At 63.4% G+C, this 23,980-nt stretch carries 27 protein-coding genes; 14 read left to right on the top strand and 13 right to left on the bottom strand.

What is annotated here, in order from left to right; translation table 11 throughout:
• The first annotated feature begins 1 nt into the window (after position 1).
• Positions 2–616: a leucyl/phenylalanyl-tRNA--protein transferase gene (gene aat / locus MKI86_RS01705; protein WP_241596283.1), complete on the top strand. Its 615-nt coding sequence runs from the start codon at positions 2–4 to the stop codon at positions 614–616.
• 180 nt (positions 617–796) lie between these two features.
• Here aat and MKI86_RS01710 read toward each other — a convergent pair whose 3' ends face one another.
• From MKI86_RS01710 to gatB, 4 genes are all read right to left on the bottom strand, one after another.
• Positions 797–1,201, bottom strand: a complete 405-nt coding sequence (locus tag MKI86_RS01710; protein ID WP_241597760.1) for a DUF2155 domain-containing protein — start codon at positions 1,199–1,201, stop codon at positions 797–799.
• A gap of 127 nt (positions 1,202–1,328) precedes the next feature.
• Positions 1,329–1,724 (bottom strand): NADH:ubiquinone oxidoreductase subunit NDUFA12, encoded by a 396-nt coding sequence (locus MKI86_RS01715; RefSeq protein ID WP_241596286.1) that lies wholly within the window; start codon positions 1,722–1,724, stop codon positions 1,329–1,331.
• Between the two features lie 126 nt (positions 1,725–1,850).
• Complete coding sequence (locus MKI86_RS01720; protein ID WP_241597762.1) at positions 1,851–2,351, bottom strand: GNAT family N-acetyltransferase; 501 nt, start codon at positions 2,349–2,351, stop codon at positions 1,851–1,853.
• A gap of 2 nt (positions 2,352–2,353) precedes the next feature.
• The gene (gene gatB / locus MKI86_RS01725) at positions 2,354–3,856 is read right to left on the bottom strand and encodes an Asp-tRNA(Asn)/Glu-tRNA(Gln) amidotransferase subunit GatB (protein ID WP_241596289.1); all 1,503 of its coding nucleotides are present in this window, start codon (positions 3,854–3,856) and stop codon (positions 2,354–2,356) included.
• A gap of 130 nt (positions 3,857–3,986) precedes the next feature.
• On the opposite strand from gatB, the gene MKI86_RS01730 reads away from it, so the two are divergent.
• From MKI86_RS01730 to MKI86_RS01745, 4 genes are all read left to right on the top strand, one after another.
• On the top strand, positions 3,987–4,292 hold the full coding sequence (locus tag MKI86_RS01730) for a DUF1294 domain-containing protein (protein ID WP_241596292.1): 306 nt from the start codon (positions 3,987–3,989) through the stop codon (positions 4,290–4,292).
• Positions 4,293–4,347: 55 nt separating this feature from the next.
• Complete coding sequence (locus MKI86_RS01735) at positions 4,348–4,791, top strand: RrF2 family transcriptional regulator (protein WP_241596295.1); 444 nt, start codon at positions 4,348–4,350, stop codon at positions 4,789–4,791.
• An 83-nt stretch (positions 4,792–4,874) separates the two neighbouring features.
• A complete protein-coding gene (locus tag MKI86_RS01740) occupies positions 4,875–5,771 on the top strand; it encodes an NAD(P)/FAD-dependent oxidoreductase (protein WP_241596298.1) in 897 nt (298 codons plus the stop codon).
• 198 nt (positions 5,772–5,969) lie between these two features.
• The gene (locus MKI86_RS01745; protein ID WP_241596301.1) at positions 5,970–6,227 is read left to right on the top strand and encodes a YjhX family toxin; all 258 of its coding nucleotides are present in this window, start codon (positions 5,970–5,972) and stop codon (positions 6,225–6,227) included.
• A 33-nt stretch (positions 6,228–6,260) separates the two neighbouring features.
• Here the strand turns inward: MKI86_RS01745 and MKI86_RS01750 are convergent, their stop codons facing one another.
• The 5 genes from MKI86_RS01750 to MKI86_RS01770 form a co-directional block, all read right to left on the bottom strand.
• On the bottom strand, positions 6,261–6,773 hold the full coding sequence (locus tag MKI86_RS01750; RefSeq protein WP_241596304.1) for a GNAT family N-acetyltransferase: 513 nt from the start codon (positions 6,771–6,773) through the stop codon (positions 6,261–6,263).
• A gap of 313 nt (positions 6,774–7,086) precedes the next feature.
• A complete protein-coding gene (gatA, locus tag MKI86_RS01755; RefSeq protein WP_241596307.1) occupies positions 7,087–8,568 on the bottom strand; it encodes an Asp-tRNA(Asn)/Glu-tRNA(Gln) amidotransferase subunit GatA in 1,482 nt (493 codons plus the stop codon).
• Between the two features lie 18 nt (positions 8,569–8,586).
• The gene (locus tag MKI86_RS01760; RefSeq protein ID WP_241596310.1) at positions 8,587–9,051 is read right to left on the bottom strand and encodes a GNAT family N-acetyltransferase; all 465 of its coding nucleotides are present in this window, start codon (positions 9,049–9,051) and stop codon (positions 8,587–8,589) included.
• A 3-nt stretch (positions 9,052–9,054) separates the two neighbouring features.
• Positions 9,055–9,342, bottom strand: a complete 288-nt coding sequence (gatC, locus tag MKI86_RS01765; RefSeq protein ID WP_241596313.1) for an Asp-tRNA(Asn)/Glu-tRNA(Gln) amidotransferase subunit GatC — start codon at positions 9,340–9,342, stop codon at positions 9,055–9,057.
• 104 nt (positions 9,343–9,446) lie between these two features.
• The gene (locus tag MKI86_RS01770) at positions 9,447–10,151 is read right to left on the bottom strand and encodes a metal-dependent hydrolase (RefSeq protein WP_241596316.1); all 705 of its coding nucleotides are present in this window, start codon (positions 10,149–10,151) and stop codon (positions 9,447–9,449) included.
• A gap of 111 nt (positions 10,152–10,262) precedes the next feature.
• Between MKI86_RS01770 and MKI86_RS01775 the strand changes: the two genes are divergently transcribed.
• Together MKI86_RS01775 and ruvX are read left to right on the top strand one after the other, a co-directional pair.
• The gene (locus MKI86_RS01775) at positions 10,263–10,559 is read left to right on the top strand and encodes an alkylphosphonate utilization protein (RefSeq protein ID WP_241596318.1); all 297 of its coding nucleotides are present in this window, start codon (positions 10,263–10,265) and stop codon (positions 10,557–10,559) included.
• Between the two features lie 11 nt (positions 10,560–10,570).
• Entirely contained in the window at positions 10,571–11,056 is a 486-nt protein-coding gene (gene ruvX, locus MKI86_RS01780) for a Holliday junction resolvase RuvX (protein WP_241596321.1), read from the top strand.
• On the opposite strand, the gene MKI86_RS01785 is transcribed toward ruvX, so the two are convergent.
• Positions 11,002–11,328: a DUF6105 family protein gene (locus MKI86_RS01785; RefSeq protein WP_241596324.1), complete on the bottom strand. Its 327-nt coding sequence runs from the start codon at positions 11,326–11,328 to the stop codon at positions 11,002–11,004. The genes ruvX and MKI86_RS01785 overlap by 55 nt on opposite strands.
• Complete coding sequence (locus MKI86_RS23780) at positions 11,325–11,456, bottom strand: hypothetical protein (protein WP_256465722.1); 132 nt, start codon at positions 11,454–11,456, stop codon at positions 11,325–11,327. The genes MKI86_RS01785 and MKI86_RS23780 overlap by 4 nt, the downstream gene beginning before the upstream one ends.
• A gap of 207 nt (positions 11,457–11,663) precedes the next feature.
• Here MKI86_RS23780 and MKI86_RS01790 point away from each other — a divergent pair, with 207 nt between their 5' ends.
• Positions 11,664–12,599: an AEC family transporter gene (locus MKI86_RS01790; RefSeq protein ID WP_241596326.1), complete on the top strand. Its 936-nt coding sequence runs from the start codon at positions 11,664–11,666 to the stop codon at positions 12,597–12,599.
• Here the strand turns inward: MKI86_RS01790 and MKI86_RS01795 are convergent.
• The gene (locus MKI86_RS01795) at positions 12,581–14,227 is read right to left on the bottom strand and encodes an acyl-CoA dehydrogenase family protein (RefSeq protein WP_241596329.1); all 1,647 of its coding nucleotides are present in this window, start codon (positions 14,225–14,227) and stop codon (positions 12,581–12,583) included. The genes MKI86_RS01790 and MKI86_RS01795 overlap by 19 nt on opposite strands.
• Before the next feature lie 172 nt (positions 14,228–14,399).
• Between MKI86_RS01795 and MKI86_RS01800 the strand changes: the two genes are divergently transcribed.
• From MKI86_RS01800 to dprA, 4 genes are all read left to right on the top strand, one after another.
• Positions 14,400–15,341 (top strand): aspartate carbamoyltransferase catalytic subunit, encoded by a 942-nt coding sequence (locus MKI86_RS01800; protein WP_241596332.1) that lies wholly within the window; start codon positions 14,400–14,402, stop codon positions 15,339–15,341.
• Entirely contained in the window at positions 15,338–16,630 is a 1,293-nt protein-coding gene (locus MKI86_RS01805; RefSeq protein WP_241596335.1) for a dihydroorotase, read from the top strand. Before MKI86_RS01800 ends, MKI86_RS01805 begins: the two co-directional genes overlap by 4 nt.
• 71 nt (positions 16,631–16,701) lie before the next feature.
• Positions 16,702–17,307: a glycerol-3-phosphate 1-O-acyltransferase PlsY gene (gene plsY / locus MKI86_RS01810; RefSeq protein ID WP_241597790.1), complete on the top strand. Its 606-nt coding sequence runs from the start codon at positions 16,702–16,704 to the stop codon at positions 17,305–17,307.
• Between the two features lie 2 nt (positions 17,308–17,309).
• Positions 17,310–18,461 (top strand): DNA-processing protein DprA, encoded by a 1,152-nt coding sequence (dprA, locus tag MKI86_RS01815; RefSeq protein WP_241596337.1) that lies wholly within the window; start codon positions 17,310–17,312, stop codon positions 18,459–18,461.
• Here the strand turns inward: dprA and MKI86_RS01820 are convergent.
• Positions 18,393–18,647, bottom strand: coding sequence for a hypothetical protein (locus MKI86_RS01820; protein WP_241596340.1), 255 nt, complete (start codon positions 18,645–18,647; stop codon positions 18,393–18,395). The genes dprA and MKI86_RS01820 overlap by 69 nt on opposite strands.
• 258 nt (positions 18,648–18,905) lie before the next feature.
• Here MKI86_RS01820 and topA point away from each other — a divergent pair, with 258 nt between their 5' ends.
• Both topA and rnr read left to right on the top strand, forming a co-directional pair.
• On the top strand, positions 18,906–21,581 hold the full coding sequence (gene topA, locus MKI86_RS01825) for a type I DNA topoisomerase (RefSeq protein ID WP_241596343.1): 2,676 nt from the start codon (positions 18,906–18,908) through the stop codon (positions 21,579–21,581).
• 4 nt (positions 21,582–21,585) lie between these two features.
• The gene (rnr, locus tag MKI86_RS01830; RefSeq protein ID WP_241596345.1) at positions 21,586–23,937 is read left to right on the top strand and encodes a ribonuclease R; all 2,352 of its coding nucleotides are present in this window, start codon (positions 21,586–21,588) and stop codon (positions 23,935–23,937) included.
• Positions 23,938–23,980: the final 43 nt, after the last annotated feature.

Consider the following 23,980-nt stretch of genomic DNA (forward strand, 5'->3'; position numbering starts at 1 on the left):
AATGGCAAGGCGTCGCGGCGGCAACCCGGAAATAACGCCGGAACTTCTGCTGCGCGCCTATTCCATCGGGCTCTTCCCGATGGCCGATTCGGCCGATGACCCGGAGCTATTCTGGGTCGAGCCGGATGTGCGGGGAGTCATCCCGCTTGACGGGTTCCACGTCTCGCGCAGCCTCGCCAAGGTTATCCGCCAGAAGCCCTTCGACATTCGTTTCGACACCGCCTTCGACGCCGTGGTCGCGGCTTGCGCACAGGCCGCGCCGGATCGGCCGTCAACCTGGATCAACGCAAAGATCAAGTCGCTGTACGGCACGTTGCATCGCATGGGCCACGCCCATTCGGTCGAGGCATGGGAAGGTGACCAGCTCGTCGGCGGGCTCTACGGCGTGTCGCTCGGCGCCGCCTTCTTCGGCGAGAGCATGTTCTCGCGCCGGACAAACGCCTCCAAAATCTGCCTCGTCCATCTCGTCGAGCGCCTGAAGGCGAACAGCTTTCGCCTGCTCGACACGCAGTTTACCACCGATCATCTCAAGACGTTCGGAGCGATCGACGTGCCGAAAATCGACTATGAGGACATGCTGGCGAACGCTCTCGCCTCGCCACACCTGCCGTTTTGAGACGATGAATTTTGCGGTGAGGGCATGAATTCTCGGCTCAAGTCCGAGGATGACGCCAGAAGATAAGCACAAACATAGAAACGGCACCGCATGCCAAGCCGTTTGACGGAGGCGGGCCACACTCCCTCCCCTCCGTTATCCTTGCACTTAGCTTAGGATCCACCGTCGCGAACGGGGCCTTTACTGCGCCTTCGCTTCGGAATCGTCTGGCGGCGGCACATCGGACTTCGCCTTGCATTCGGTGAGCCAGACGTCATAAACGGGGTGCTCTACGGCGTTGAGGCCGGGGCTGTCGGCAAACATCCAGCCCGTAAAGATACGGCGGATCTTGCGGTCAAGCGTGATTTCGTCGACTTCGACGAAAGAGGTGATCTTCTGCGCTTCTGTATCGTCGCGGCTGTAACAGACCTTCGGTGTCACCTGGAGGGCGCCGAACTGGACGGTCTCGCCGATATAGACATCGAAACTGGTAATGCGGCCGGTAATCTTGTCGATGCCGGAGAAGACGGCAACCGGGTTCTCGATACGGGCCGCCTCGGCCGAGACCGCCGCAAGGGCAAATCCGACTGCCACCGTAGCCAGCATGACCGAAAGGAACCGACTGCCGGCGCCTATCCGCAAAAAACCTGATGTCATGAAAGCCGTCTCCTGCGATCTGTGCCGGCATTCGCCGGCCGCTTCGGGCTACCGGCGAAATGTGGCCAAATCGGTATCAGTTACCCGGCGTCCAGGCGTCATAGTCGCCCGTGACGCGCGGACGCTCACCGGTCGCGGCAAGCGAACCCGGCGGACGGTAGGCTTCGGACGTACCGGTCGGATTGGCGCGATGCGTCTTTTGCCATTCGCGCGGCTTGTAGTCCTCGTCTGCGGGCGAAACGTCGGTGCGGTGATGCATCCAGCCGTGCCAGCCGGCCGGAATGGCGGAGGCGTCGGCATAGCCATTGTAGATCACCCAGCGGCGCGTGCGGCCTTCGGAGTCCTTGCCACCCTGAAAATAGACGTTGCCGAACTCGTCCTGCCCAACCTTCGTGCCGAAGCGCCAGGTGTGAAAGCGGGTGCCGATCGTCTGACCGTTCCACCAAGTGAATATCTGCGTGAGAAGGCTCATGGCTGGCGTCCTTGGCAGGGCCATGCCGAAACACGGCCCGAGACTGATATTTTCTCTGCTTATGGCGCGACAGGGTGTGAATGTCCAGCGATTCCCGCGCCTTCGCCCACGGCTTTTCGCCGCGGATCAGCCGCCGAGCGGCTTCTCGTAGACATGAAGCGGCACGCCGGAAACATCGTCTGCGGTGTGCTTTGTCTCGCCAACCTTGACGAAACCGTGTGCGGCATAGAAGGCCACGGCCGCATCGTTGCGTGGGTCGACCTCAACCAACATGGCGTTCGCATCGGGAAAGCAGGTTTCGAGTTCCGCGAACATGTCGCGGCCGATGCCCTGGCGCTGATAGCGCGGCAGGACATAGAGCTGGTGAAGAATGGCCGTCTTCGGCCGGTCCTTCGCCATGGCGGCATAGCCCATGCCGGCAAACGCCTTGCCGTCGTCGGCGACGACGAACTCGCTGTCCTTGCGCTCCAGCCGGGCCTTCAGCGCTGGCACGGAATGCCAGCGCGCCGTGATCTCGCTCACCTTATCGGCACCGTAGAGCGCGTCATAGGTCGCGTGCCACGTCTCCGACAGCAGCTCGCTGACTTTTGCCAGGTCGCGCTCCGCAGCGGTGCGAACGAAGAACACCATTATTCCTCGATACCGAGCTTGGCCTTGACAAGGGCCTGAACCGCCTGCGGGTTGGCCTTGCCGCCCGTCGCCTTCATGACCTGACCGACAAACCAGCCGGCAAGCGTGGGCTTGGCCAAGACCTTGGCAACCTGATCGGGGTTCGCCGCGATGATCTCGTCGACCGCCTTTTCGATGGCCCCGGTATCCGTCACCTGCTTCATGCCGCGCACCTCGACGATCTCGGCAGGGTTGCCACCCTCGTTCCAGACGATTTCGAAGAGATCCTTGGCGAGCTTGCCCGAGATCGTGCCATCCTTGATCAGATCGATGATACCGCCGAGCTGATCGGGGGAAACCGGAGTCTCTTCAATGTCTTTGCCGGCTTTGTTCAAGGCACCCAGCAGGTCGTTGATCACCCAGTTCGCGGCAATCTTGCCGTCGCGGCCGGCGGCCACCGCCTCGAAATAATCGGCGATCGCCTTTTCGGAGACGAGCACCGAGGCGTCATAGACCGAAAGACCGAGATCCTTGACGAAACGGATCTTCTTGTCGTCGGGCAGTTCCGGCAGGTCGGCGAGCAGCTTGCCGACGAATTCGTTGTCGAACTCCAGCGGCAGCAGGTCCGGATCGGGGAAATAGCGATAATCGTGCGCGTCTTCCTTCGAGCGCATGGAGCGCGTCTCGCCCTTGCCGGGATCGAACAGACGCGTTTCCTGGTCGATGGAACCGCCATCCTCGAGAATGCCGATCTGGCGACGGGCTTCATACTCGATCGCCTGGCCGATAAAGCGGATGGAGTTGACGTTCTTGATTTCGCAGCGCGTGCCGAAGGCCTCCCCGGGGCGACGCACGGAAACGTTGACGTCGGCGCGCATGGAGCCCTCGTCCATGTTGCCGTCGCAGGTGCCGAGATAGCGCACGATGGAGCGCAGTTTCGTCATATAGGCCTTTGCCTCGTCCGACGAGCGCATGTCTGGCTTGGAGACGATCTCCATCAGCGCCACCCCGGAGCGGTTGAGATCCACATAGGACATGGTCGGATGCTGGTCGTGCATCGACTTGCCGGCGTCCTGCTCCAGGTGAAGGCGCTCAATGCCGATCTCGATATCCTCGAAATTGCCCTGACGATCAGGGCCGAGCGAAATGACGATCTTGCCCTCGCCGACGATCGGGTCCTTGAACTGCGAGATCTGGTAGCCCTGCGGCAGGTCCGGATAGAAGTAGTTCTTGCGGTCGAAGATCGAGCGGTGATTGATCTGCGCCTTCAGGCCAAGGCCGGTGCGCACGGCCTGCCTGACGCATTCCTCGTTGATGACGGGCAGCATGCCGGGCATGGCGGCATCGACGAGCGATACATTGGCATTCGGTGCCTTGCCAAACTGCGTGGAAGCGCCGGAAAACAGCTTCGAATTCGAAAGGACCTGTGCGTGCACCTCCATTCCGATGATGACTTCCCAGTCGCCTGTGGCGCCGGGGATCAAGCGTTTCGGATCGGGAGTGCGGACGTCGACGAGGGTCATTTTTAGGCTCTTGCTGTGGTGTCTTCGGTGTTGTCTCGGTAGAACATATGGACAGGCGGCGCAAGGATTTCAGCTGATGCCACCGGCCTTCATTAGCAAGCCGGCAAGGTTGTGCGGCTAAAAGGGTGTCATGGGCACGCCGGCAACGCTTCTGATCATCTTCCTCCTCTTCAACGTCGTGACGTTCTGCGTCTACTGGTGGGACAAGGAAGCGGCGCGCGACGGTCATTGGCGCGTTTCCGAAGCACGCTTGCTGCAACTCGCCTTCTTCGGCGGCAGCCTCGGTGCCTTTGCCGCGCAACGCCTGTTGCGGCACAAAACCCGCAAGGAACCCTTTCGCACACTACTCCTGGCGATCCTTATTCTGCATGCCGCCCTGGTTCCCGCAGCGCTGATCTTCGGCCCCGACCTCCAACGACTGCTGCTAGCCGGCTGACATCATATCCCGCCTCTTCTTGACATCCATCATTATTCGTAACTATTATTGTTACATGAAAAGAAACAGCCGCCTTTCCGCCGTGCTTCATGCACTCATGCATATGGCCGAACGTGAGGAGCCGATGACGTCGGACGATCTTGCGCGCTGCCTCGATACCAACGCCGTCGTCGTGCGACGCACCATGGCCGGGCTGCGTGACGCCGGGATCGTGCAGTCCGGCCGCGGCCATGGCGGCGGCTGGCACTTTGCCCGGCCGCTCGCCGAAATCTCTCTGCTCGACATCTACAATGCGCTTGGCGAACCGATCGTCTTCCAGATCGGCCCGGCGACGGAAATGCCGGGCTGCGTTGTCGAGCAATCCGTCAACCGGGTGATCGGCGACGCCCTGAAGGATGCGGAAGCCATCCTGATGGCGCGCTTTGCCGGCTCGACGCTGGCCGATCTCGCCGCCGACTTCCGCGCGGCGGCGAAACACTGCCGGGCCGACACGGGCTAAGGCAGCCACTTCCCAGCATCCTCGTCAAACGACCGGCATGTGCCGGGCGAAGGATGCCGCACGCTCACATGAAAGGACCGATCATGACCGAAGATGCCATCATCATCGGCGGGGGCTTTGCCGGCCTGTCTGCCGCCATGCAGCTTGCCCGCGCCCGGCGACGCGTCACCATTCTCGACACGGGCCTGCCGCGTAACCGTTTCTCTGCGCACTCGCACGGCTTTCTCGCCCAGGACGGCCGGCCGGGTGCGGATATCCTCGCGGATGCCCGCCGCCAGCTTGCCGTGTACGAAACCGTCACGTTCCGGACGACATCGGCCGAAACCCTGAACGGGGAACGGGATGCCTTTACCGTCGTCACCGGCGATGGCGGGCAGATCGACGCGCGCCGCGTTCTACTCTCCACCGGCTTCGAGGACCAGTTGCCTGATATTCCCGGCCTTTCCGAACGCTGGGGCAAGACGGTGCTGCATTGCCCTTACTGCCATGGCTACGAAGTGGGCGGCGGACCGGTCGGCGTCCTGGCGCGCACGTCCGACGCCGCGCGCTTTGCCGCCGTCGTTGCCGACTGGGGCGATGTCACGCTCTTCACCAATGCTGTGCCGGAGCCGGACGAGAGGGATCTGGCGGTGCTTGAGGCGCGCAATGTGAAGCTTCGGCCTGGCCGCGTAACGGCTGTCACGGACGGGCCTGGCGGGATGCTCGCCGTCGAGACGGGTCCCGGCATTCCCACGCTGGTCAAGGCGCTGTTCGTCAGCCCGGAGGCCCGCGTTCGCAGCGACATCCCGCGGGATCGCGACCTGGAACTGAAGGCCACGCCGATCGGCAACATTCTCCACACCGACGATACGGGGCAGACGTCCCTGCCCGGCCTCTATGCCGCCGGTGACATCGCGCTTGGCGCGGCCAATATTGCGCTGGCCTCGGCCAACGGCGTGAAGACCGCCGTCTTCCTGCATCACTCGCTGATCTGGTCGTAACGTTGACGATAAAAGATGTCGGATTTATCTAAGGGATATCCGCAAATGGAGTCTTGATGTCCAACTCGTCTGAGTCCCGCTAGAGACCCTGTCCGCAGCTTTTGCGCACAGGGTCGGAAAAAACGCTGAACCCTGCCACCGACCGGTGGCGGAACGTTTTTCCGCGTTCGTTCGAACGCCAGACGGATTCCCACGACAATGGACATTTCCCGCGCAGAACAGCGCATTCTGCACCTGCTCGCTCAGGGCGGCAGGATCGACATCGAAAAAGACGAGAACCGCAAGATCACCGCCGTCGCCTGCATCACGCGCGACGGATGGCGGGCGGGCGGGCTCGACATAGTGCTCTTTCGCAAGCTGAAGCGCCGGCGCTGCATCGCCTCGACCGGCGGCAGGCCCTATCGCATCACGCAACGCGGACTTGAACTGGTGCGATCGCAACTCGACAACCAGTGAGCGAGCGGAGGCGCGGCGAAGGCTGCGCCTCCTTCAAAACCCGCCCGGCCCGTAGCCAATCGGCAGATCGGCGACGAGCTGGCGGCGCAGGCCGATCGATTCGACATTGCGATCGAGACGCGGCGAGTAGTCGACGGAAAGCCAGTTCACCGAATAGCCGTGCTTCTGGAAGAAGGCGACGGCGGCAATGTTGCGCGCGTGGGTCTGGAGCCGGGATGCTTCGAAGCCCGCAGCGATGATTTCCGCCTCCATGGCTGCCAGCAGAGCGGTTCCCAATCCCTTCTTCTGCTGAAGGGGATCGATCCAGAGGTCGCTGATCTCGTCGTCGAGAGCCTCGCGCGCCGCCCAGCCCGCAGGCATACCGTCGGCCTCGGCCACGCTGACATGCAGCCAATGGCCGGGCAGGAACTGCTCGAAGGCGTTGCGGGCATGGTCGCGCCGGACCTGGAGATCGGCAACCCCGACCACGGCCTGTTCCCAAGCCCTTGTGCCGATTTCGACAAGCGTTGCGACATCGCCTTCACGGGCATTGCGAACAATGATCATGCGCCACACCTCTTCGGTACGATGAAAGCACCATCGGCGTGAGTCGGCGAGAGACCGGCAGGGCTATCCACGGAGATGATGCACCCGAAACGAAACCGTCCGGCACATGGCCGGGCGATCCCCTACCTGTTGCGAAGCGGGAAGAGGCCGTCCATCCGTTGCCATCCGCACCGGCTGAACGACCGGGAGGGCGCGTTTGTTAGCGTTGGGATGTGGTTCAAGCGGAAAACGGCGCAAAGCGGCTGCCGTAACGGCAACTATTGCCGTTACGGGACAACTTTTCGGATGCTTGGCGTGTCGAGGGAAGAGCCCCCTACCACCATTTGGCCGGCGTGAAGCGGCCGGCGGCCTGCTCGATGACGTGGGCCGTCCGGAAGAGGCTTTCCTCGTCGAAAGGCTTGCCAATGAGCTGGAGGCCGAGCGGCAGGCCCTTGTGATCAAGCCCGGCGGGAACCGACAGGCCGGGCAGGCCGGCCATGTTCACCGTCACCGTGAAGATGTCCTGAAGGTACATCTTGACCGGATCGGAGGCGAGTTCCTCGTCGGCGATGCCGAAGGCCGACGACGGGGTCGCGGGGGTCAGAATGGCGTCGACGCCGGCATTGAATACCAGCTCGAAATCGCGCTTGATCAGCGTGCGCACCTTCTGGGCCTGCAGGTAGTAGGCGTCGTAATAGCCGGCCGACAGCACATAGGTGCCGATCATGATGCGACGCTTCACTTCCGTGCCGAAGCCGGCGGCGCGCGTCTTCTCGTACATGTCGACGATGTCCTTTCCGTCAACGCGCAGACCGTAGCGCACGCCGTCATAGCGGGCGAGGTTCGACGAGGCTTCCGCCGGCGCGACGATGTAATAGGCCGGCAGGGCATATTTCGTGTGCGGCAGCGAGATGTCGACGATTTCAGCGCCGGCGTCCTTCAGCCAGGCGATGCCCTGCTGCCAGAGCGCCTCGATCTCATCCGGCATACCATCGACGCGGTATTCGCGCGGGATCCCGATACGCATGCCCTTCAGCGACTGGCCGAGAGACGCTTCGTAGTCCGGCACCGGCCGGTCGACGGAGGTCGTGTCCTTGGCATCGACGCTCGCCATGGACTTCATCAGGATCGCAGCGTCGCGAACATCGCGTGCGATCGGGCCGGCCTGATCGAGCGACGAGGCGAAGGCGACGATGCCCCAGCGCGAGCAACGGCCATAGGTCGGCTTGATGCCGACGGTGCCGGTGAAGGCTGCCGGCTGGCGGATCGAGCCGCCGGTATCCGTCGCGGTCGCACCTGCGCAAAGGAACGCGGCGACAGCTGCGGCCGAACCGCCGGACGAACCGCCCGGCACCAGATCGGCGTTGGAGCCGTTAGCGCGCCACGGGTTCTTCACGGCACCGTAATAGGAGCTTTCGTTGGACGAGCCCATGGCAAACTCATCCATGTTGAGCTTGCCGAGCATGACGGCGCCGTCGTTCCAGAGGTTCTGGGTGACGGTCGATTCGTATTGCGGCTTGAAGCCGTCAAGGATGTGGCTGCAGGCCTGCGTGTGCACGCCTTCGGTGGCAAACAGGTCCTTGATGCCGAGGGGGATGCCTTCAAGCGCCCCGGCCTTGCCTTCGGCAATGCGGGCATCGGAAGCCTTCGCCATCTCGCGCGCCCTTTCCGGCGTCACGGCGACATAGGCATTGATTGCCGGATTGGCCGCCTCGATCGCGGAAAGATACGCGTCCGTCAGCTCGACCGCCTTGATCTCCTTGGCGGAGAGCTTTTCGCGGGCTTCGGCAATGGTCAGGCGGGTCAGGTCGGTCATGGGTGCGGTCACTTCAGGTCAGGCAGCAGAAAGCTGCTTTTGATAGAATATGGAATAGGGTGAATCCGGGTAGTCGAGCACGGGTCCGCAGCGGGTGAAGCCCGCCTTTTCGTAGATCGCCCATGCCGCCGGATGCTGGTCCCCCGTTTCGAGAACGAGCGTCTTCAGTCCTTCCCGTTCGGCGGTTTCCAGGATCTTTTCGAGCATACGCCGACCGACGCCTTGCCCCTGCCAGGCCGGCCGGGTGAACATGCGTTTCACCTCGCCAATCGTGTCGGAGTGGCGCTTCAGCGCGCCGCAGCCGATAGCGGTGTCGCCGTCGCGTGCGATCCAGACCGTCACAGTCGGGTCAGCCATCTCCTCGACAGTGAGGTGATAGCACGCCTCCGGCGGCGACAGCGCGAGCAGCGCCGTGTTCAGCTCTGCGATCAGCGTGCGAACCTCATCCGTGAGCGGGCTTTCGACGTCGATGGTGACGGTCAAGGATTACTCCACAACCTTCGGAACCTGGAAGAAATTGCGGTCAGTGGCCGGGGCGTTGGCGACGATCGCATCGGCCTTGTTGCCGTCATTGACGATGTCCTGGCGCTTGCGCATCTCCATCGGCATGACGGAGGTCATTGGCTCGACACCCTCGACATTGACCTCGGACAGCTGCTCGACGAAGCCGAGGATACCGTTGAGTTCGCCGGTCATGCGGTTTGCCTCTTCCTCGCTGACGGCGATGCGGGCAAGGCGCGCGACGCGCTTCACGGTGGCTAGATCTACGGACATGGCGGTCTCCGATGGGAAATTTCCCCTTCGCTATAATGACCAAGCCCAAGGGGCGCAACGGGGGAATGGCCGGTTCCACGCCCCCTCGCCCGATTTCCCGCCGTTCAGCGCGTGACGACACCGCCGACCTCAGGCACCTCGATGCGGGCAGACGCACCATCCATGGCCTGGACGAAAAGGTCCGCCGTCTGGTCGATGATGCCGAAGGAACCGTAGTGGCAGGGAATGACGGTACCGAACTTGAAGAAGCGCTGGCAGGCGAGTGCTGCCACGGCACCGCCCATGGTGAACCGGTCGCCGATCGGCACCAGGCCGATGTCCGGCTGGTGCAGCTCGTTGATCAGCGCCATGTCGGAAAAGATGTCCGTATCGCCCATGTGGTAAAGCGTCGGCTCATCCTCGAAATGCAGGACCAGACCGTTGGCGCTGCCAAGCGAATGGGACGTGCCGTCCTCGGTGATCTGCGCGGACGAATGGAGCGCATTGACGAAGGTGGTCGAAAAGCCGTCGAAATGTACGGTGCCGCCGGTATTGCCCATATCGACATTCTCGACGCCCTTGGCACCGAGCCAGGCGGCGAGATCGGCATTGGCGAGTACGGTTGCGCCGGTTTCCTTGGCGATCCCGATTGTATCGCCGACGTGGTCGCCATGGCCGTGGGTGAGCAGGATATGGGTAAGGCCGGAAACGGCGTCCTTGCGCGTCGAATCATCAAAGGCCGGATTGCCGGTAAAGAACGGGTCGATGAGGATTCTCGCCTTCGCCGTTTCGATGCGGAAAGCCGAGTGGCCGAGCCAGGTGATTTTCATGAACAGTCTCCGGTTTGGATTCGCCAGGCAATATAGTCGGCATGAAGGGCGTTTCCATCCGCCGCCGGATCGTTATAAGCGTGGCGCTCATGATTGAAGAAGGAGTTCGCCATGAGCGACGACGATTACATCTATGACGAGGCAACAGGCGAATGGCGCCCGGCCTCCGAGGTCGCGGCGGAAAAGGCCGCGCAGAATGCCGTGCACGACGCCGCCGGCAATGTGCTGGCGGATGGCGATTCGGTCGTGCTCATCAAGGACCTGAAGGTCAAGGGTGCGGGCCAGACGCTGAAACAGGGCACGGTCATCCGCTCGATCCGCCTCACGGACAACCCGGAAGAAATAGACTGCCGGCATGAAAGCATCCGCGGCCTGGTGCTGCGCACCGAATTCGTCCGCAAACGCTGAGAGGCTGCCCCATGGCGACGCTGACGCTGGAAGAACTGTCGCAGATCCTCGCCCCCGGGCAGCCCGTCGCGGGCCTCGACCTCGGCACCAAGACCATCGGTCTCTCGGTTTCCGATATCGGCCGGCGGCTCGCGACGCCCCGGCCGGTGCTGAAGCGCGTGAAATTCACGCAGGATGCGGCGTTGCTGCTGGCCTTTGCCGCAAAGGAGAAGATCGCCGCCTTCGTCATCGGCCTGCCGGTCAATATGGATGGCAGTGCCGGTCCGCGCGTGCAGGCCACCCGCGCCTTCGTGCGCTCCATGTCGGAGAAGACAGATATTCCCTTCGTCTTCTGGGACGAACGGCTTTCGACGGTCGCAGCGGAACGTACGCTGATCGAAATGGATGTCTCGCGCAAGAAGCGGGCCGAGCGCATCGACTCGGCGGCCGCCTCCTTCATCCTTCAGGGCGCGCTGGACAGGCTTTCATCCCTGGCCAGGACGGCCGGCGCCGACTGACGGCGCGCCTGCCACCAGGCCGCAATCTTCTTGCGGCGGCGGAAGGCGATGATGCCGAGCACCAGGAAGCTGTCGAGGATGATGGCGCGTAGGACGAGCGGCGGAATGCTCTCCGGTGGAATGCCCAGAATGTGCCCGTAGATGCGGAACACCAGATCGTGGGCATCGCGTGTCAGCATGAAGATGCCGAAATTCATGTCGTAGTAAGAAAGCCCGTACCAGCTGCCCAGCAGCGCGATCGGCCCCGCCCAGAGAATGAGGAACCATTTCATGCCGCCCTCCTCCGCGTTGCGAGAAGGTCGACAGCGGCAAACAGCGTTTCGCTGATCACCACGACGGCGACAAGAACGATGAGCGGAAGCACGATATCCACCGCCGTGAAGGAAAACAGGGTCGTCATGACCGATATCCGGGCCGCCATGGCCATACTCATCACTCGCTACATGGTTAACAGCAGGTTAATGGCAGCTTTGCCGGTTAACCCTGTTCGCGCAATGCAAACCTGCGATTAAGGTTAATTTCCACACGGGCGGCGGTTGCGGCCGCCCTTGCCACCACTATCGCGACAGGGCATGAGCGGATAATCGTCTCCAGGCCCTCCGGTTCCATGCTCCTCATCTTCGAAAGCATCCTGCCCATCTTCCTGCTCGTCGTGCTCGGCGTGCTGCTCAAACGGTGGCGTGCCATCGACGGCGACATGTGGAACGGGCTGGAACAGCTCGGCTTCTACGTGCTGTTTCCGTGCCTACTCTTCACGACGCTCGCCAAGGCCGAGTTTTCGGGAATTGCTGCCGGCAGCGTCGCCATCGGCTCCATCGGCTCGGTGACGCTCATCGCGCTGCTGATCGTCTTGTCCTGGCCGCTGTTTCGCGCAGCCGGCGTGTCGGGTTCATCCTTCACGTCCGTCTTCCAGACCTCGACCCGGTGGAATGCCTTCATCGCGCTGGCCATCGGCGAAAAGCTCTACGGGCAACAAAGCCTCGCGCTCGTTGCACTCGTAGCCACGCTGATCATCATTCCCCTGAACTTCTACAATATCGCGATGCTGATCTGGTTCGGCGGCGGCAGCCGGAGCCTGAAGACCTTCCTGTGGAAGGTGCTCACCAACCCGATGATCATCGGGTCGGCGCTGGGCGTGACCATCAATCTCTTGGAAATCCCGCTCTATCAGCCGGTAATGCAGGCAGCCGAGCTGGTGGCGAGCTCGTCGCTGAGCCTCGGTCTCATCATGGTCGGTGCCGGACTGAAACTGGCGGACGCCTTGAGACCACGTCCGCTGGCTTTGCTGCCGCTGTTCCTGAAACTCATCTTCATGCCACTCGTGATGACCGCGGCGGCCTACGCGCTGGGCATGCGCGGCGAGCACTTGATGACGATAACCATGGGGGCGAGCGTACCCACCGCCATGAACGGTTATGTTCTGGCCAAGCAGATGGGTGGGGATGCGCCGCTCTATGCGGCGGTCGCAACGCTTCAGACCGTCGCGTCTTTCTTCACCATCCCGATCGTACTGGCCACGGCGGCCTATCTGGCCGGCGGATAGAGCAGATCAACGATGTAGGCCGAATCGAAGCGCGAATCGAGCATGCCGTAGGTCGCGCGCCAGCCAGAGGCCAGACGCGTTTCCAGAAAGGCATCGGCAATGCGGCCGGCACCGGCACGGTAGAGTTCGGCAGCGGCCGCAGCCAGGGCGAGCTGCTCCACCAGCATGCGGGCAGCACCCTCATCCCGCTCGCAGAGCGACAGGGCGGCGCGCAGAACTTCCACCGTCTTCTTGCCGGCGGGGCCGAGATCGCGGGCAAAGCCGGCGAAGAGCAGTTCGAACAGGTCCCTGCCACGGCTTATGACCCGCATCAGGTCGAGCGCCATAACATTGCCGGAGCCTTCCCAGATCGCGTTGACCGGAGCCTCGCGATAGTGGCGGGCAATCGGGCGCTCCTCCACATAACCGCTACCGCCGATGCATTCCATCGCCTCGTAGATGAGCGCGGGCGCGATCTTGCAGCACCAGTATTTCGTGACCGGCGTCATGATGCGGGCATAGGCGGCGTCGCTTGCGCTGTCGCGCGCCTTGTCGAATGCATCGGCGAGGCGGAAGGAGAGCGCGGTTGCACCGGCGACGTCGAGCGCCATATCGGCCAGCACCCGCGTCATGATCGGCTGCGCGACCAGCGGCTTGCCGAAGACCATTCGGCCGCGGGTGTGATGCACGGCTTCGGCGAGGGACGCGCGCATGATGCCGGCGGAGGCCAGCGCGCAATCTAGCCGCGTCAGCGTGACCATGTCGAGAATGGTACCAATGCCCGCATCCGGCTTGCCGAGCAGGAAGCCGAATGTGTCGGAGAACTCCACCTCCGACGAGGCATTGGAGCGGTTACCGATCTTGTCCTTGAGGCGCTGGAAGCGAAGGCCGTTGCCGGAGCCGTCCTCCAGCAGGCGCGGCACGAGGAAACAGCCGACGCCCTCGCGGGTCTGGGCCAACATTACAAAGCCGTCGCTCATCGGCGCCGACATGAACCACTTGTGCCCGTTCAGCCGGTAAATGCCCTCGCCGACACGCTCGGCCGTCGAGGTGTTGGCGCGCACATCCGTGCCGCCCTGCTTTTCCGTCATGCCCATGCCGATGGTAATGGCACTCTTCTGCATGGCGGGCTTGTTGGCGCTGTCATATTTGCGCGACAGGATCTTGCGGCCCCATTCGCGCTGCACCTGCGGCGAGGCCGACAGCGCCGCGACGGAGGCGCTCGTCATGGTCAGCGGGCAGAGATGCCCGCATTCGAGTTGCGCGGTCAGAAAGAAGCGGGCGGCGCGCGCCTTGTGCGCGATGCCATTCTCGTCCGGAACGTTTTCCCAGAGCGAAGAATGCAGGCCGGTCGCCATGGACCGGCGCATCAGCGCATGCCAGGCGGGGTGATAGTCCACGACATCGATGCGCTCGCCGCGCGGCCCGTGCGTGCGCAGTTGCGGAACGCCCTCGTTTGCCATGCGCGCAAGCTCCTGCGCCTCCGGCGAGGTCACATAGCGGCCGATCGCGTCGAACTCGTCGCGAAGGCTCTTGGGCATGGCGTCCGTGGCGTCGACCAGCAGCGGATCGGAGCGGTAGGCATTGATGCCCGACCACAGCGGCGGCTGGTTGAGATCGGCAAGTTTCTGTTCGGTGTCGCGAGTCATGAGCGGGTTCTATCCCAAGTCGCGACGGGGCGAAACGGGGCCGTGATGCCGCAGATGCGCTTCAGCGCACAAAAGCGTGGGAATGCACGCCGAGCGGTCCGAGCCGCCTTGCCGCGCGGAAACCGACACTTTATAGACCGCGCGTATCCACGACAGTTGAGGCGGAGCCCCCATGGACTTCTTTCCGCATCGCCACCTTCTCGGTATCAAGGGTCTGACGGAGCACGACATCACGTTCCTGCTCGACCGCGCCGACGAGGCAGTGAAAATCTCCCGCCAGCGGGAGAAGAAAACGTCGGCGCTCCGCGGGCTGACGCAGATCAATCTCTTCTTCGAAGCCTCCACCCGCACGCAATCCTCCTTCGAGCTGGCCGGCAAGCGGCTCGGCGCGGATGTGATGAACATGTCGGTCGGCAATTCCTCGGTGAAGAAGGGCGAAACCCTGATCGATACCGCGATGACGCTGAACGCCATGCATCCGGACGTGCTGGTGGTGCGCCATTCTTCCGCCGGTGCCGCGGCCCTTCTGGCGCAAAAGGTCTCCTGCGCCGTCATCAATGCCGGCGACGGCCAGCACGAGCATCCCACCCAGGCCCTGCTCGACGCGCTGACCATTCGCCGCGCCCGGGGCAAGCTTTCGCGCATCATCGTCGCCATCTGCGGCGACGTGCTGCATTCGCGTGTCGCCCGCTCGAATATCCTTCTGCTCAACGCCATGGGCGCGCGGGTGCGCGTGGTGGCGCCGACAACGCTGCTGCCATCCGGCATCGCGGAGATGGGGGCCGAGGTCTATCACTCCATGGCGGAGGGCCTGAAAGATGCCGACGTCGTCATGATGCTGCGGCTGCAGCGCGAGCGTATGTCCGGCGCCTTCGTGCCCTCGGTGCGCGAATATTTCCACTATTACGGCCTCGATGCCGAAAAACTGAAAGCGGCGAAGGAGGATGCGCTCGTCATGCATCCCGGCCCCATGAACCGCGGCGTGGAAATCGCCTCCGAAATCGCCGACGGCCCGCAGAGCGTGATCGAGCAGCAGGTCGAGATGGGTGTCGCCGTGCGCATGGCCGTCATGCAGACGCTCCTCCTCTCACAGAACCAGGATGTCCGCGCATGACCCGCACCACCGTCCTGAAAAACCTCCGCATCCTCGACCCGTCCCGCAACCTCGATGAAAACGGCTCCATCGTCATCGAGAACGGGCGGATCGCCGCTATCGGCAGTGGCGCGCACAACCAGGGCGCACCTGAGGGCGCCGAGATCGTAGATGGCCGTGGCGTGATCGCCGCGCCCGGTCTCGTCGATACCCGTGTCTTCGTCGGCGAGCCCGGCGCGGAACATCGCGAGACCATCGAATCGGCCTCGCGCGCGGCAGCCGCCGGCGGCGTGACCACCTTCATCACAATGCCGGACACCGACCCCGTCATCGACGACATCGCGCTGGTCGAATTCGTGCTGAAGAACGCGCGCGACAAGGCGATCGTCAACATTCATCCGGCCGCCGCGTTGACCAAAGGGCTTGCCGGCGAGGAGATGACGGAGTTCGGCCTGCTGAAGGACGCAGGCGCGGTGGCCTTCACCAATGGCCGCAACCCCATGCACAATGCTCAGGTGCTGCGCCGCGCCATGACCTATGCACGCGAATTCGGCAGCGTCATCGCGCTCGAAACGCGCGACAAGTATCTCGGCGCGGGCGGTGTCATGAACGAGGGGCTGCTCGCGAGTTGGCTCGGCCTGTCCGGCAGCCCGCGCGAAGCCGAACTGATCCCGCTCGAGCGTGACCTGCGCATCGCCGGCCTCACCCGCGGCAAATACCACGCCGCGCAGATTTCCGTGCCCGAGTCCGCCGAGGCGGTGAAGACCGCCCGCCAGCGCGGCGCAAATGCCACCTGCGGCATCTCGATCAACCATCTGACACTCAACGAGAACGACATCGGCGAGTACCGCACGTTCTTCAAGCTGTCGCCGCCGCTACGCGGCGAGGACGACCGCAAGGCCATGGTCGACGCGCTCGCCAGGGGCGACATCGACATCATCGTCTCCTCGCACGATCCGCAGGATGTCGACACCAAGCGCCTGCCCTTCGCTGATGCGGCGGATGGCGCAATCGGGCTCGAAACCATGCTGGCGGCTGCACTCCGGTTGCATCACAGCGGCGAAGTCCCGCTCATGCGGCTCATCGATGCGCTGTCGACGCGGCCGGCAAAGATCTTCGGCCTCGACGCCGGCACGCTCGCGCCGGGCGCGAAGGCCGATATCGTGCTGATCGATCCCGACGAGCCGTGGCTTGCCACGAAAGAGACGTTCGTCTCGCGATCGAAGAACACGCCCTTCGAAGATGCCCGCTTTACGGGGCGCGCGGTTAGCACCTATGTTGCCGGCAAACGGGTGCATTCGCTGGGCTGAAGGGACATCGGCCGCTCGGGAGACAAAGCCCCGAATGCTCTGAACAAAACGGGGGAACAATCGTGTCCGACATTTTCAGCTGGCCGCTCGGTGCATTGCCGACCCTTGCCGCCCTCGCATTCGGCTATCTGCTGGGGTCGATACCCTTCGGGCTGGTCCTCACCCGCATGGCGGGGCTGGGCGACGTGCGAAAGATCGGCTCCGGCAATATCGGCGCGACCAACGTGCTGCGCACGGGAAACAAGAAACTTGCCGCCGCGACACTGCTTCTCGATGCTTTGAAGGGCACGGCCGCGGCCGCGATCGCCTCGCGCTGGGGGATCGAGGCCGGCATTGCCGCGGGCTTCGCCGCCTTCCTCGGCCACCTCTTTCCGGTCTGGCTCGGTTTCAAGGGCGGAAAGGGCGTTGCGACCTATGTCGGCGTTCTGCTCGGGCTGGTGCCCGTCATGGTCGCGGTGTTCGCCGCCGTCTGGATCGCCTGCGCCTATATCACCCGCTACTCGTCGCTCTCGGCCCTGGTTGCAACTGCCGTATCTCCGGTTGTATTGTGGTTTCTCGGGTATGAGAAAGTGGCGCTGCTTTTCCTGGTGCTGACGCTCATCACCTGGTGGAAGCACAGCGCGAATATCAGCCGCCTCATGAGCGGCACGGAAAGCAAGATCGGCAGCAAGGGATAGCCATGGACGACCGCAGCGCAAGGACCACGGGAATTGCGCTGACGGATCGACAGAGGATTGCCTGGCTGCGGCTCATCCGCAGCGACAATGTCGGGCCGGTCACCTTCCGCGATCTGATCAACCACTTCGGCAGCGCCGAGACCGCGCTGGAAATGTTACCGGAGCTCTCCCGGCGCGGCGGCGCATCGCGCAGCATCCGTGTCGCCAGCCGGGCGGATGCGGAACGCGAAATGGAGATGGCCGAGAGGCATGGCGCAAGCTTCGTCGGCATCGGCGAACCCGACTATCCGCCTCTTCTGCGCCAGATCGACGGCGCACCGCCGCTCCTGGCAGTCAAGGGCAATCGCAGGGTCATGACGGCGCCGGCTGTCGGCATTGTCGGTGCCCGCAATGCCTCCATTTCAGGCATGAAGCTCGCCGGCCTGCTGGCGCGGGACATCGGCCGGGCGGGCTATGCCATCGTATCCGGTCTTGCCCGCGGCATCGACACCGCTGCTCATCGCGCCAGCATCGAGACTGGCACCATCGCGGCCATGGCCGGCGGGCTCGACAAGCCCTACCCGCCCGAAAATATCGGACTGCTCGACGAGCTGACAGCGCGGGACGGCGTTGCGGTCAGCGAGATGCCCTTCGGATGGGAGCCGCGCGCACGCGACTTTCCGCGCCGCAACCGCCTGATCGCCGGCATGTCGCTTGGCCTCGTCGTGGTGGAAGCTGCGATGCGCTCCGGCTCGCTGATCACAGCACGCAATGCGGGCGATTTCGGACGGCTGGTCTTCGCCGTGCCCGGCTCGCCGCTCGATCCGCGTTGCGAAGGAACCAACGGCCTTTTGAAGGATGGCGCGACGATCACCACGACGGCACAGGACGTGCTGGACGGCCTGCGCCCCCTGTGCGAGCCCGATCTCTTCCAGCCGCACAGCGGAGCCGACGAACCGGACGAGGACATCGCATCCGCCGAACGGCTGCCGCCGAGCGAAAGCGATCGTGAACGGCTGACGGAGGCTTTGAGCCCTGTCCCGACCGAGATCGACGAGATCATTCGTTACACCGGCATCACCCCGTCTGCCGTCTATCTCATTCTGCTAGAACTTGACCTTGCGGGGCGATTGGAACGCCACGTCGATGGGCGCGTCTCGATGACCGCGGACTGAGAGCGGCCTCACGCCGGACTGGATGTCTCCGGCTTCGACATAGGCCATCTCGATCAGGTAGCGCAGCATGTCCGCGCCGTCATTGTTTGCGATGCTGCGCAACTCGCCGAGCATCTGGCGTATATAGGCTATGTTGTCCTCCGCAGTGCGCGGCGGCATGCTTGGCGTGGCTGTTTTCGGGTTCATGGCACCCCCGTTGCATCCGTGACGAATCATCACTTCAGGTTGCAATTCCTGTACCACTCAAACGATAATACGATTATTTATAATTGCAATAAATTATTAGTCGACCATTGGTTGTATTGCGTTGTAACCGACTTATTTCAACCCTACCTCTTGACCGGAACGCTTTCCCTGTTCATGTCGAAACACACTTTGCGGCGCGGGACGCCTTCTTTTTTGCCGCGCGGTCAAGCCGCGGCACCTGGTATCAGAGAAATGACGATGAATGTTGTAGTTGTGGAATCGCCTTCCAAGGCCAAGACGATCAACAAGTATCTCGGGCCTGGTTACACGGTGCTCGCTTCCTTCGGCCATGTCCGCGACCTGCCGGCCAAGGACGGTTCCGTGCGGCCGGACGAGGACTTCGAGATGTCCTGGGAAGTCGACACGGCCTCCGCAAAACGCATCAAGGATATCGCCGACGCGATGAAGTCCTCCGATGGCCTCATCCTCGCGACCGACCCGGATCGCGAAGGTGAAGCGATCTCCTGGCACGTCCTCGATGTGCTCAACAAGAAGAAGGTGATCGGCGACAAGCCGGTGAAGCGCGTGGTTTTCAACGCCATCACCAAGTCGGCCGTTCTGGATGCGATGAAACATCCGCGCGACATCGACATATCGCTGGTCGATGCGTATCTGGCGCGCCGCGCCCTCGACTATCTCGTCGGCTTCAATCTTTCGCCGGTGCTGTGGCGCAAGCTGCCGGGCGCCCGTTCCGCCGGGCGCGTGCAGTCGGTAGCGCTTCGCCTCGTCTGCGACCGGGAATCCGAGATCGAGCGCTTCATTTCGGAAGAGTACTGGAACCTCTCGACCACCCTGAAGACGCCGCGCGGCGACGAGTTCGAGGCGCGTCTCGTGTCTGCGGAGGGCAAACGCCTGACGCCAAAGGCCATCGGCAATGCCGAAGAGGCAAACCGCCTGAAAGCCCTGCTCGACGGCGCGGCCTATCGCGTGGAAAGCGTGGAGGCAAAGCCCACCAAGCGCAATCCCGCCCCGCCCTTCACCACGTCGACCCTGCAGCAGGCCGCGTCTTCCAAGCTCGGCTTCTCGGCATCACGCACAATGCAGGTGGCACAGAAGCTCTATGAAGGCATCGACATCGGCGGCGAGACCGTCGGTCTCATCACCTATATGCGTACCGACGGCGTGCAGATGGCACCCGAGGCGATCGACGCCGCCCGCCGGGCCGTCGCAAGCCAGTTCGGCGAGCGTTATGTGCCGGAAAAGCCGCGACTCTATTCCACCAAGGCGAAGAATGCCCAGGAAGCGCACGAGGCCATTCGCCCGACATCATTCGATCGCACGCCCGACGAGGTGCGCCGTTTCCTCGATGCGGATCAGCTGAAGCTCTACGATCTCGTCTGGAAGCGCGGCATCGCGAGCCAGATGGCCTCCGCCGAAATCGAGCGTACGACCGTCGAGATCGAAGCTGACAATGGCGGCCGCAAGGCCGGTGTGCGCGCCACCGGCTCGGTCATCCGCTTCGACGGCTTCATCGCCGCCTATACGGACCAGAAGGAGGACGGCGAGCAATCGGATGACGGCGACGAGGATGGCCGCCTGCCGGAAATCAACGCGCAGGAGAAGCTCGACAAGCAAAAGGTGAACGCTACGCAGCACTTCACCGAGCCGCCGCCGCGCTATTCCGAAGCCACGCTCATCAAGAAGATGGAAGAGCTCGGCATCGGCCGTCCCTCCACCTATGCCGCGACGCTCGCCACGCTGCGCGACCGCGAATACATCATCATCGACAAGCGCAAGCTGATCCCCGAGACCAAGGGCCGTCTCGTCACGGCTTTCCTCGAAAGCTTCTTCACGCGCTATGTCGAATACGATTTCACGGCCGATCTCGAAGAGAAACTCGACAAGATCTCGGCCGGCGAGCTCGACTGGAAGCAGGTTCTGCGGGATTTCTGGAAGGATTTCTTCGCACAGATCGAGGAAACCAAGGAACTGCGCGTCACCAATGTTCTCGACGCGCTGAACGAGGAACTGGCACCGCTCGTCTTCCCCAAGCGCGAAGACGGCAGCGATCCGCGTATCTGCCAGGTCTGCGGCACTGGCAAGCTGTCGCTGAAGCTCGGCAAGTTCGGCGCCTTCGTCGGCTGCTCGAACTATCCGGAATGCAACTATACTCGCCAGCTTTCCGCCGACGGCGGTTCCGATGCGGATGCGTCCGTCTCCAACGAACCGCAGAGCCTCGGCAAGGATCCCCATACCGGCGAGGAAATCACCCTGCGCTCCGGCCGTTTCGGGCCTTATGTGCAGCGCGGCGACGGCAAGGAAGCCAAGCGGTCGAGCCTGCCGAAGGGCTGGGCGCCGGCCACCATCGACCATGAGAAGGCGGTCGCCCTGCTCTCGTTGCCGCGCGATATCGGCCAGCATCCGGAAACGGGCAAGATGATTTCGGCCGGGCTTGGCCGCTACGGGCCGTTCCTGCTGCACGACGGCGGCTACGCCAATCTGGAAACGGTGGAAGACGTGTTCTCGATCGGTCTGAACCGGGCCGTAACAGTGATCGCGGACAAGGCGTCGAAGGGCCCGGGCGGCCGCGGCCGCGGTACACCGGCTGCCCTGAAGACGCTGGGCGACCACCCGGACGGCGGCCCCATCACGGTGCGCGACGGCAAGTACGGGCCCTATGTCAACTGGGGCAAGGTCAACGCGACCCTGCCGAAGGACAAGTCCGCCGACAGCGTCACGCTGGAGGAAGCGCTCGTGCTGATCGCCGACAAGGCCGGCAAGACGCCTGCCAAGGGCGGCAGGGCCAAGGCGGCGAAGTCCACGAAGGCGGCAAAGACCGGCGAGACGAAGACGGCGAAGCCAAAGGCAAAGGCCGCCGCCAAGCCGAAAGCCGCCGCCAAGCCGAAGACAGCTCCCAAGGCAAAGAAGGCCTGATCGAATGACCAGAGAACCACGCAGCCGGTCGGGACAATCCAGGCGGCCCGGCCGCGCGGGTCGTGATGCCCCGGCGGCAGACGATACGCCGATCATCCACGGCGTCGTGCCGCCGCGCGACGTTCTGCTGCGCTTTATCGCCGATCATCCCGAGCAGGCCTCCAAGCGCGAAATCTCCAAGGCCTTCGGCTTGAAGGGAGACGCGCGCGTGGAACTGAAGGCGCTGCTGAAATCCTTCGAGGAGGACGGTCTCCTGGAAAAGCGCCGCAAGTCGCTGGTGCGCCCCGGTGCCCTGCCCCCGGTCGCCGTGCTCGACATAACAACCCGCGATGTCGATGGTGAACTGATCGGGCGCCCTGCCGAATGGCTCGACGACGCGGGCGTGGCGCCGGCCGTGCTGATCCGCCAGTCCGGCGGACCGCGCAAGGACAAGGCACCCGTCGCCGGCCTCGGCGACCGGGTTCTCGCGAAGATCTTTCCGGCCAGGGAACGCGGCGGGCCGGCCTATACCGGTCGCGTCATCAAGGTTCTCGACAAGAAGAAGAACTCCGGCATGGGCGTCTTCCGCTCCATGCCCGGCGGCAATGGGCGCATCCTGCCGATCGACCGACGCGGCGAGGAGATGGACGTCGATGCCGGATCCACGGCCGGCGCCAAGGACGGCGACCTCGTTGAGATCGATGTCGTGCGCATCGGCCGCTTTGGCCTGCCGCGCGCGCAGATCAAGGGCGTGGTCGGCTCCGTGGCGTCGGAGAAGGCGATCTCCATGATTGCCATCCATGCCCACGGCATCCCGTACATCTTTCCCGACGCGGTCATCCGCGAGGCGGAAGCGGCAGGCCCGGCGTCCATGTCGCATCGCGAGGATTGGCGCAGCCTGCCCCTCATCACCATCGATCCTGCTGACGCGAAGGACCACGACGATGCCGTGCACGCCGAGCCGGATACCTCGCCGGACAATCCGGGTGGCGTGATCGTCACCGTCGCCATCGCCGATGTCAGCTACTATGTTCGCCCGAAATCCGCGCTCGACCGCGAGGCGCTGAAGCGCGGCAACTCGGTCTACTTCCCCGACCGCGTCGTGCCAATGCTGCCAGAGCGCATTTCCAACGACCTCTGCTCGCTGAAGGAAGGCGTCGACCGCCCGGCCCTCGCCGTGCGCATGGTGTTTTCGAAGGAAGGCCGCAAGGCGGGCCACACCTTCCACCGCATCATGATGAAGAGCGCGGCGAAGCTGTCCTACCAGCAGGCGCAGGCCGCCATAAACGGCGCACCCGATGACAAGAGCGGCCCGATCCTCGAGACGATCCTGAAACCGCTCTGGGAAGCCTACCGCATCATGACGATCGGCAGGAACCGCAGGCAGCCGCTCGAACTCGACATGCCGGAACGCAAGATTCTGCTGAAACCCGATGGCACCGTCGACCGGGTCTTCGTGCCGCCGCGCCTCGATGCGCACAAGCTCATCGAAGAGATGATGATCCAGGCGAACGTTTCGGCCGCCGAAACGCTGGAGAAGAAGAAGCAGGTCCTCGTCTACCGCGTGCACGACGCCCCCTCGCTTGCCAAGCAGGAAACGCTGCGCGAATTCCTCCAGACGCTCGACATTTCGCTGGTGAAGGGCGGCAACATGCGCTCCAACCATTTCAATGGCGTGCTGGCCAAGGCGAAGGAGACACCCTTCGAGCAGATGGTCAACCAGATGGTGCTGCGCTCACAGAGTCAGGCAATCTACAGCCCGGAGAATATCGGCCATTTCGGCCTGAACCTGATGAAGTATGCCCACTTCACATCGCCGATCCGCCGCTATGCGGACCTGATCGTACATCGCGCGCTGGTGGGCTCGCTCGGCTTCGGCGAAGGCGGTATCACGCCGGACGAAGAAACCGTTCTGGACGACATCGCTGCCGAAATCTCGACCTTCGAGCGCCGTGCCATGGCGGCGGAGCGCGATACGGTGGACCGGCTGATCGCCCATCACCTCGCGGGGCGCCTCGGCGAGGAATTCGACGGCCGCGTTTCCGGCGTCACCAAGGCGGGACTTTTTGTCACCCTGCCCGAATATGGCGCGGATGGTTTCGTACCGATATCGATGCTCGGCCAGGACTATTTCATCTACGACGAGGCCCATCAGGCGCTGTCCGGTGAAAAGACCGGGCTCGGCTACCGCCTCGGCGACGAGGTGCGCGTCAAGCTTGCCGAAGCCGTGCCGCTTGCCGGCGCGTTGCGCTTCGACATGGTCAGCGAAGGCCGCAAGATGCCGACCGCCGTGCGTTCGTTCCACAAGTCGGGCCGCCGTAAGGGTTCCGGTCCACGCCGCCAGCCGGGCACGCGCCCGCCCCGCGGTAAGCGCTAGGCCTGATAGAATATCCGTGTTCGCCCCTGTGCGGGCGCGGTTT

Source organism: Shinella sedimenti, assembly GCF_022601905.1.
In the GTDB taxonomy this organism is placed as follows: Bacteria; Pseudomonadota; Alphaproteobacteria; order Rhizobiales; family Rhizobiaceae; genus Shinella; species Shinella sedimenti.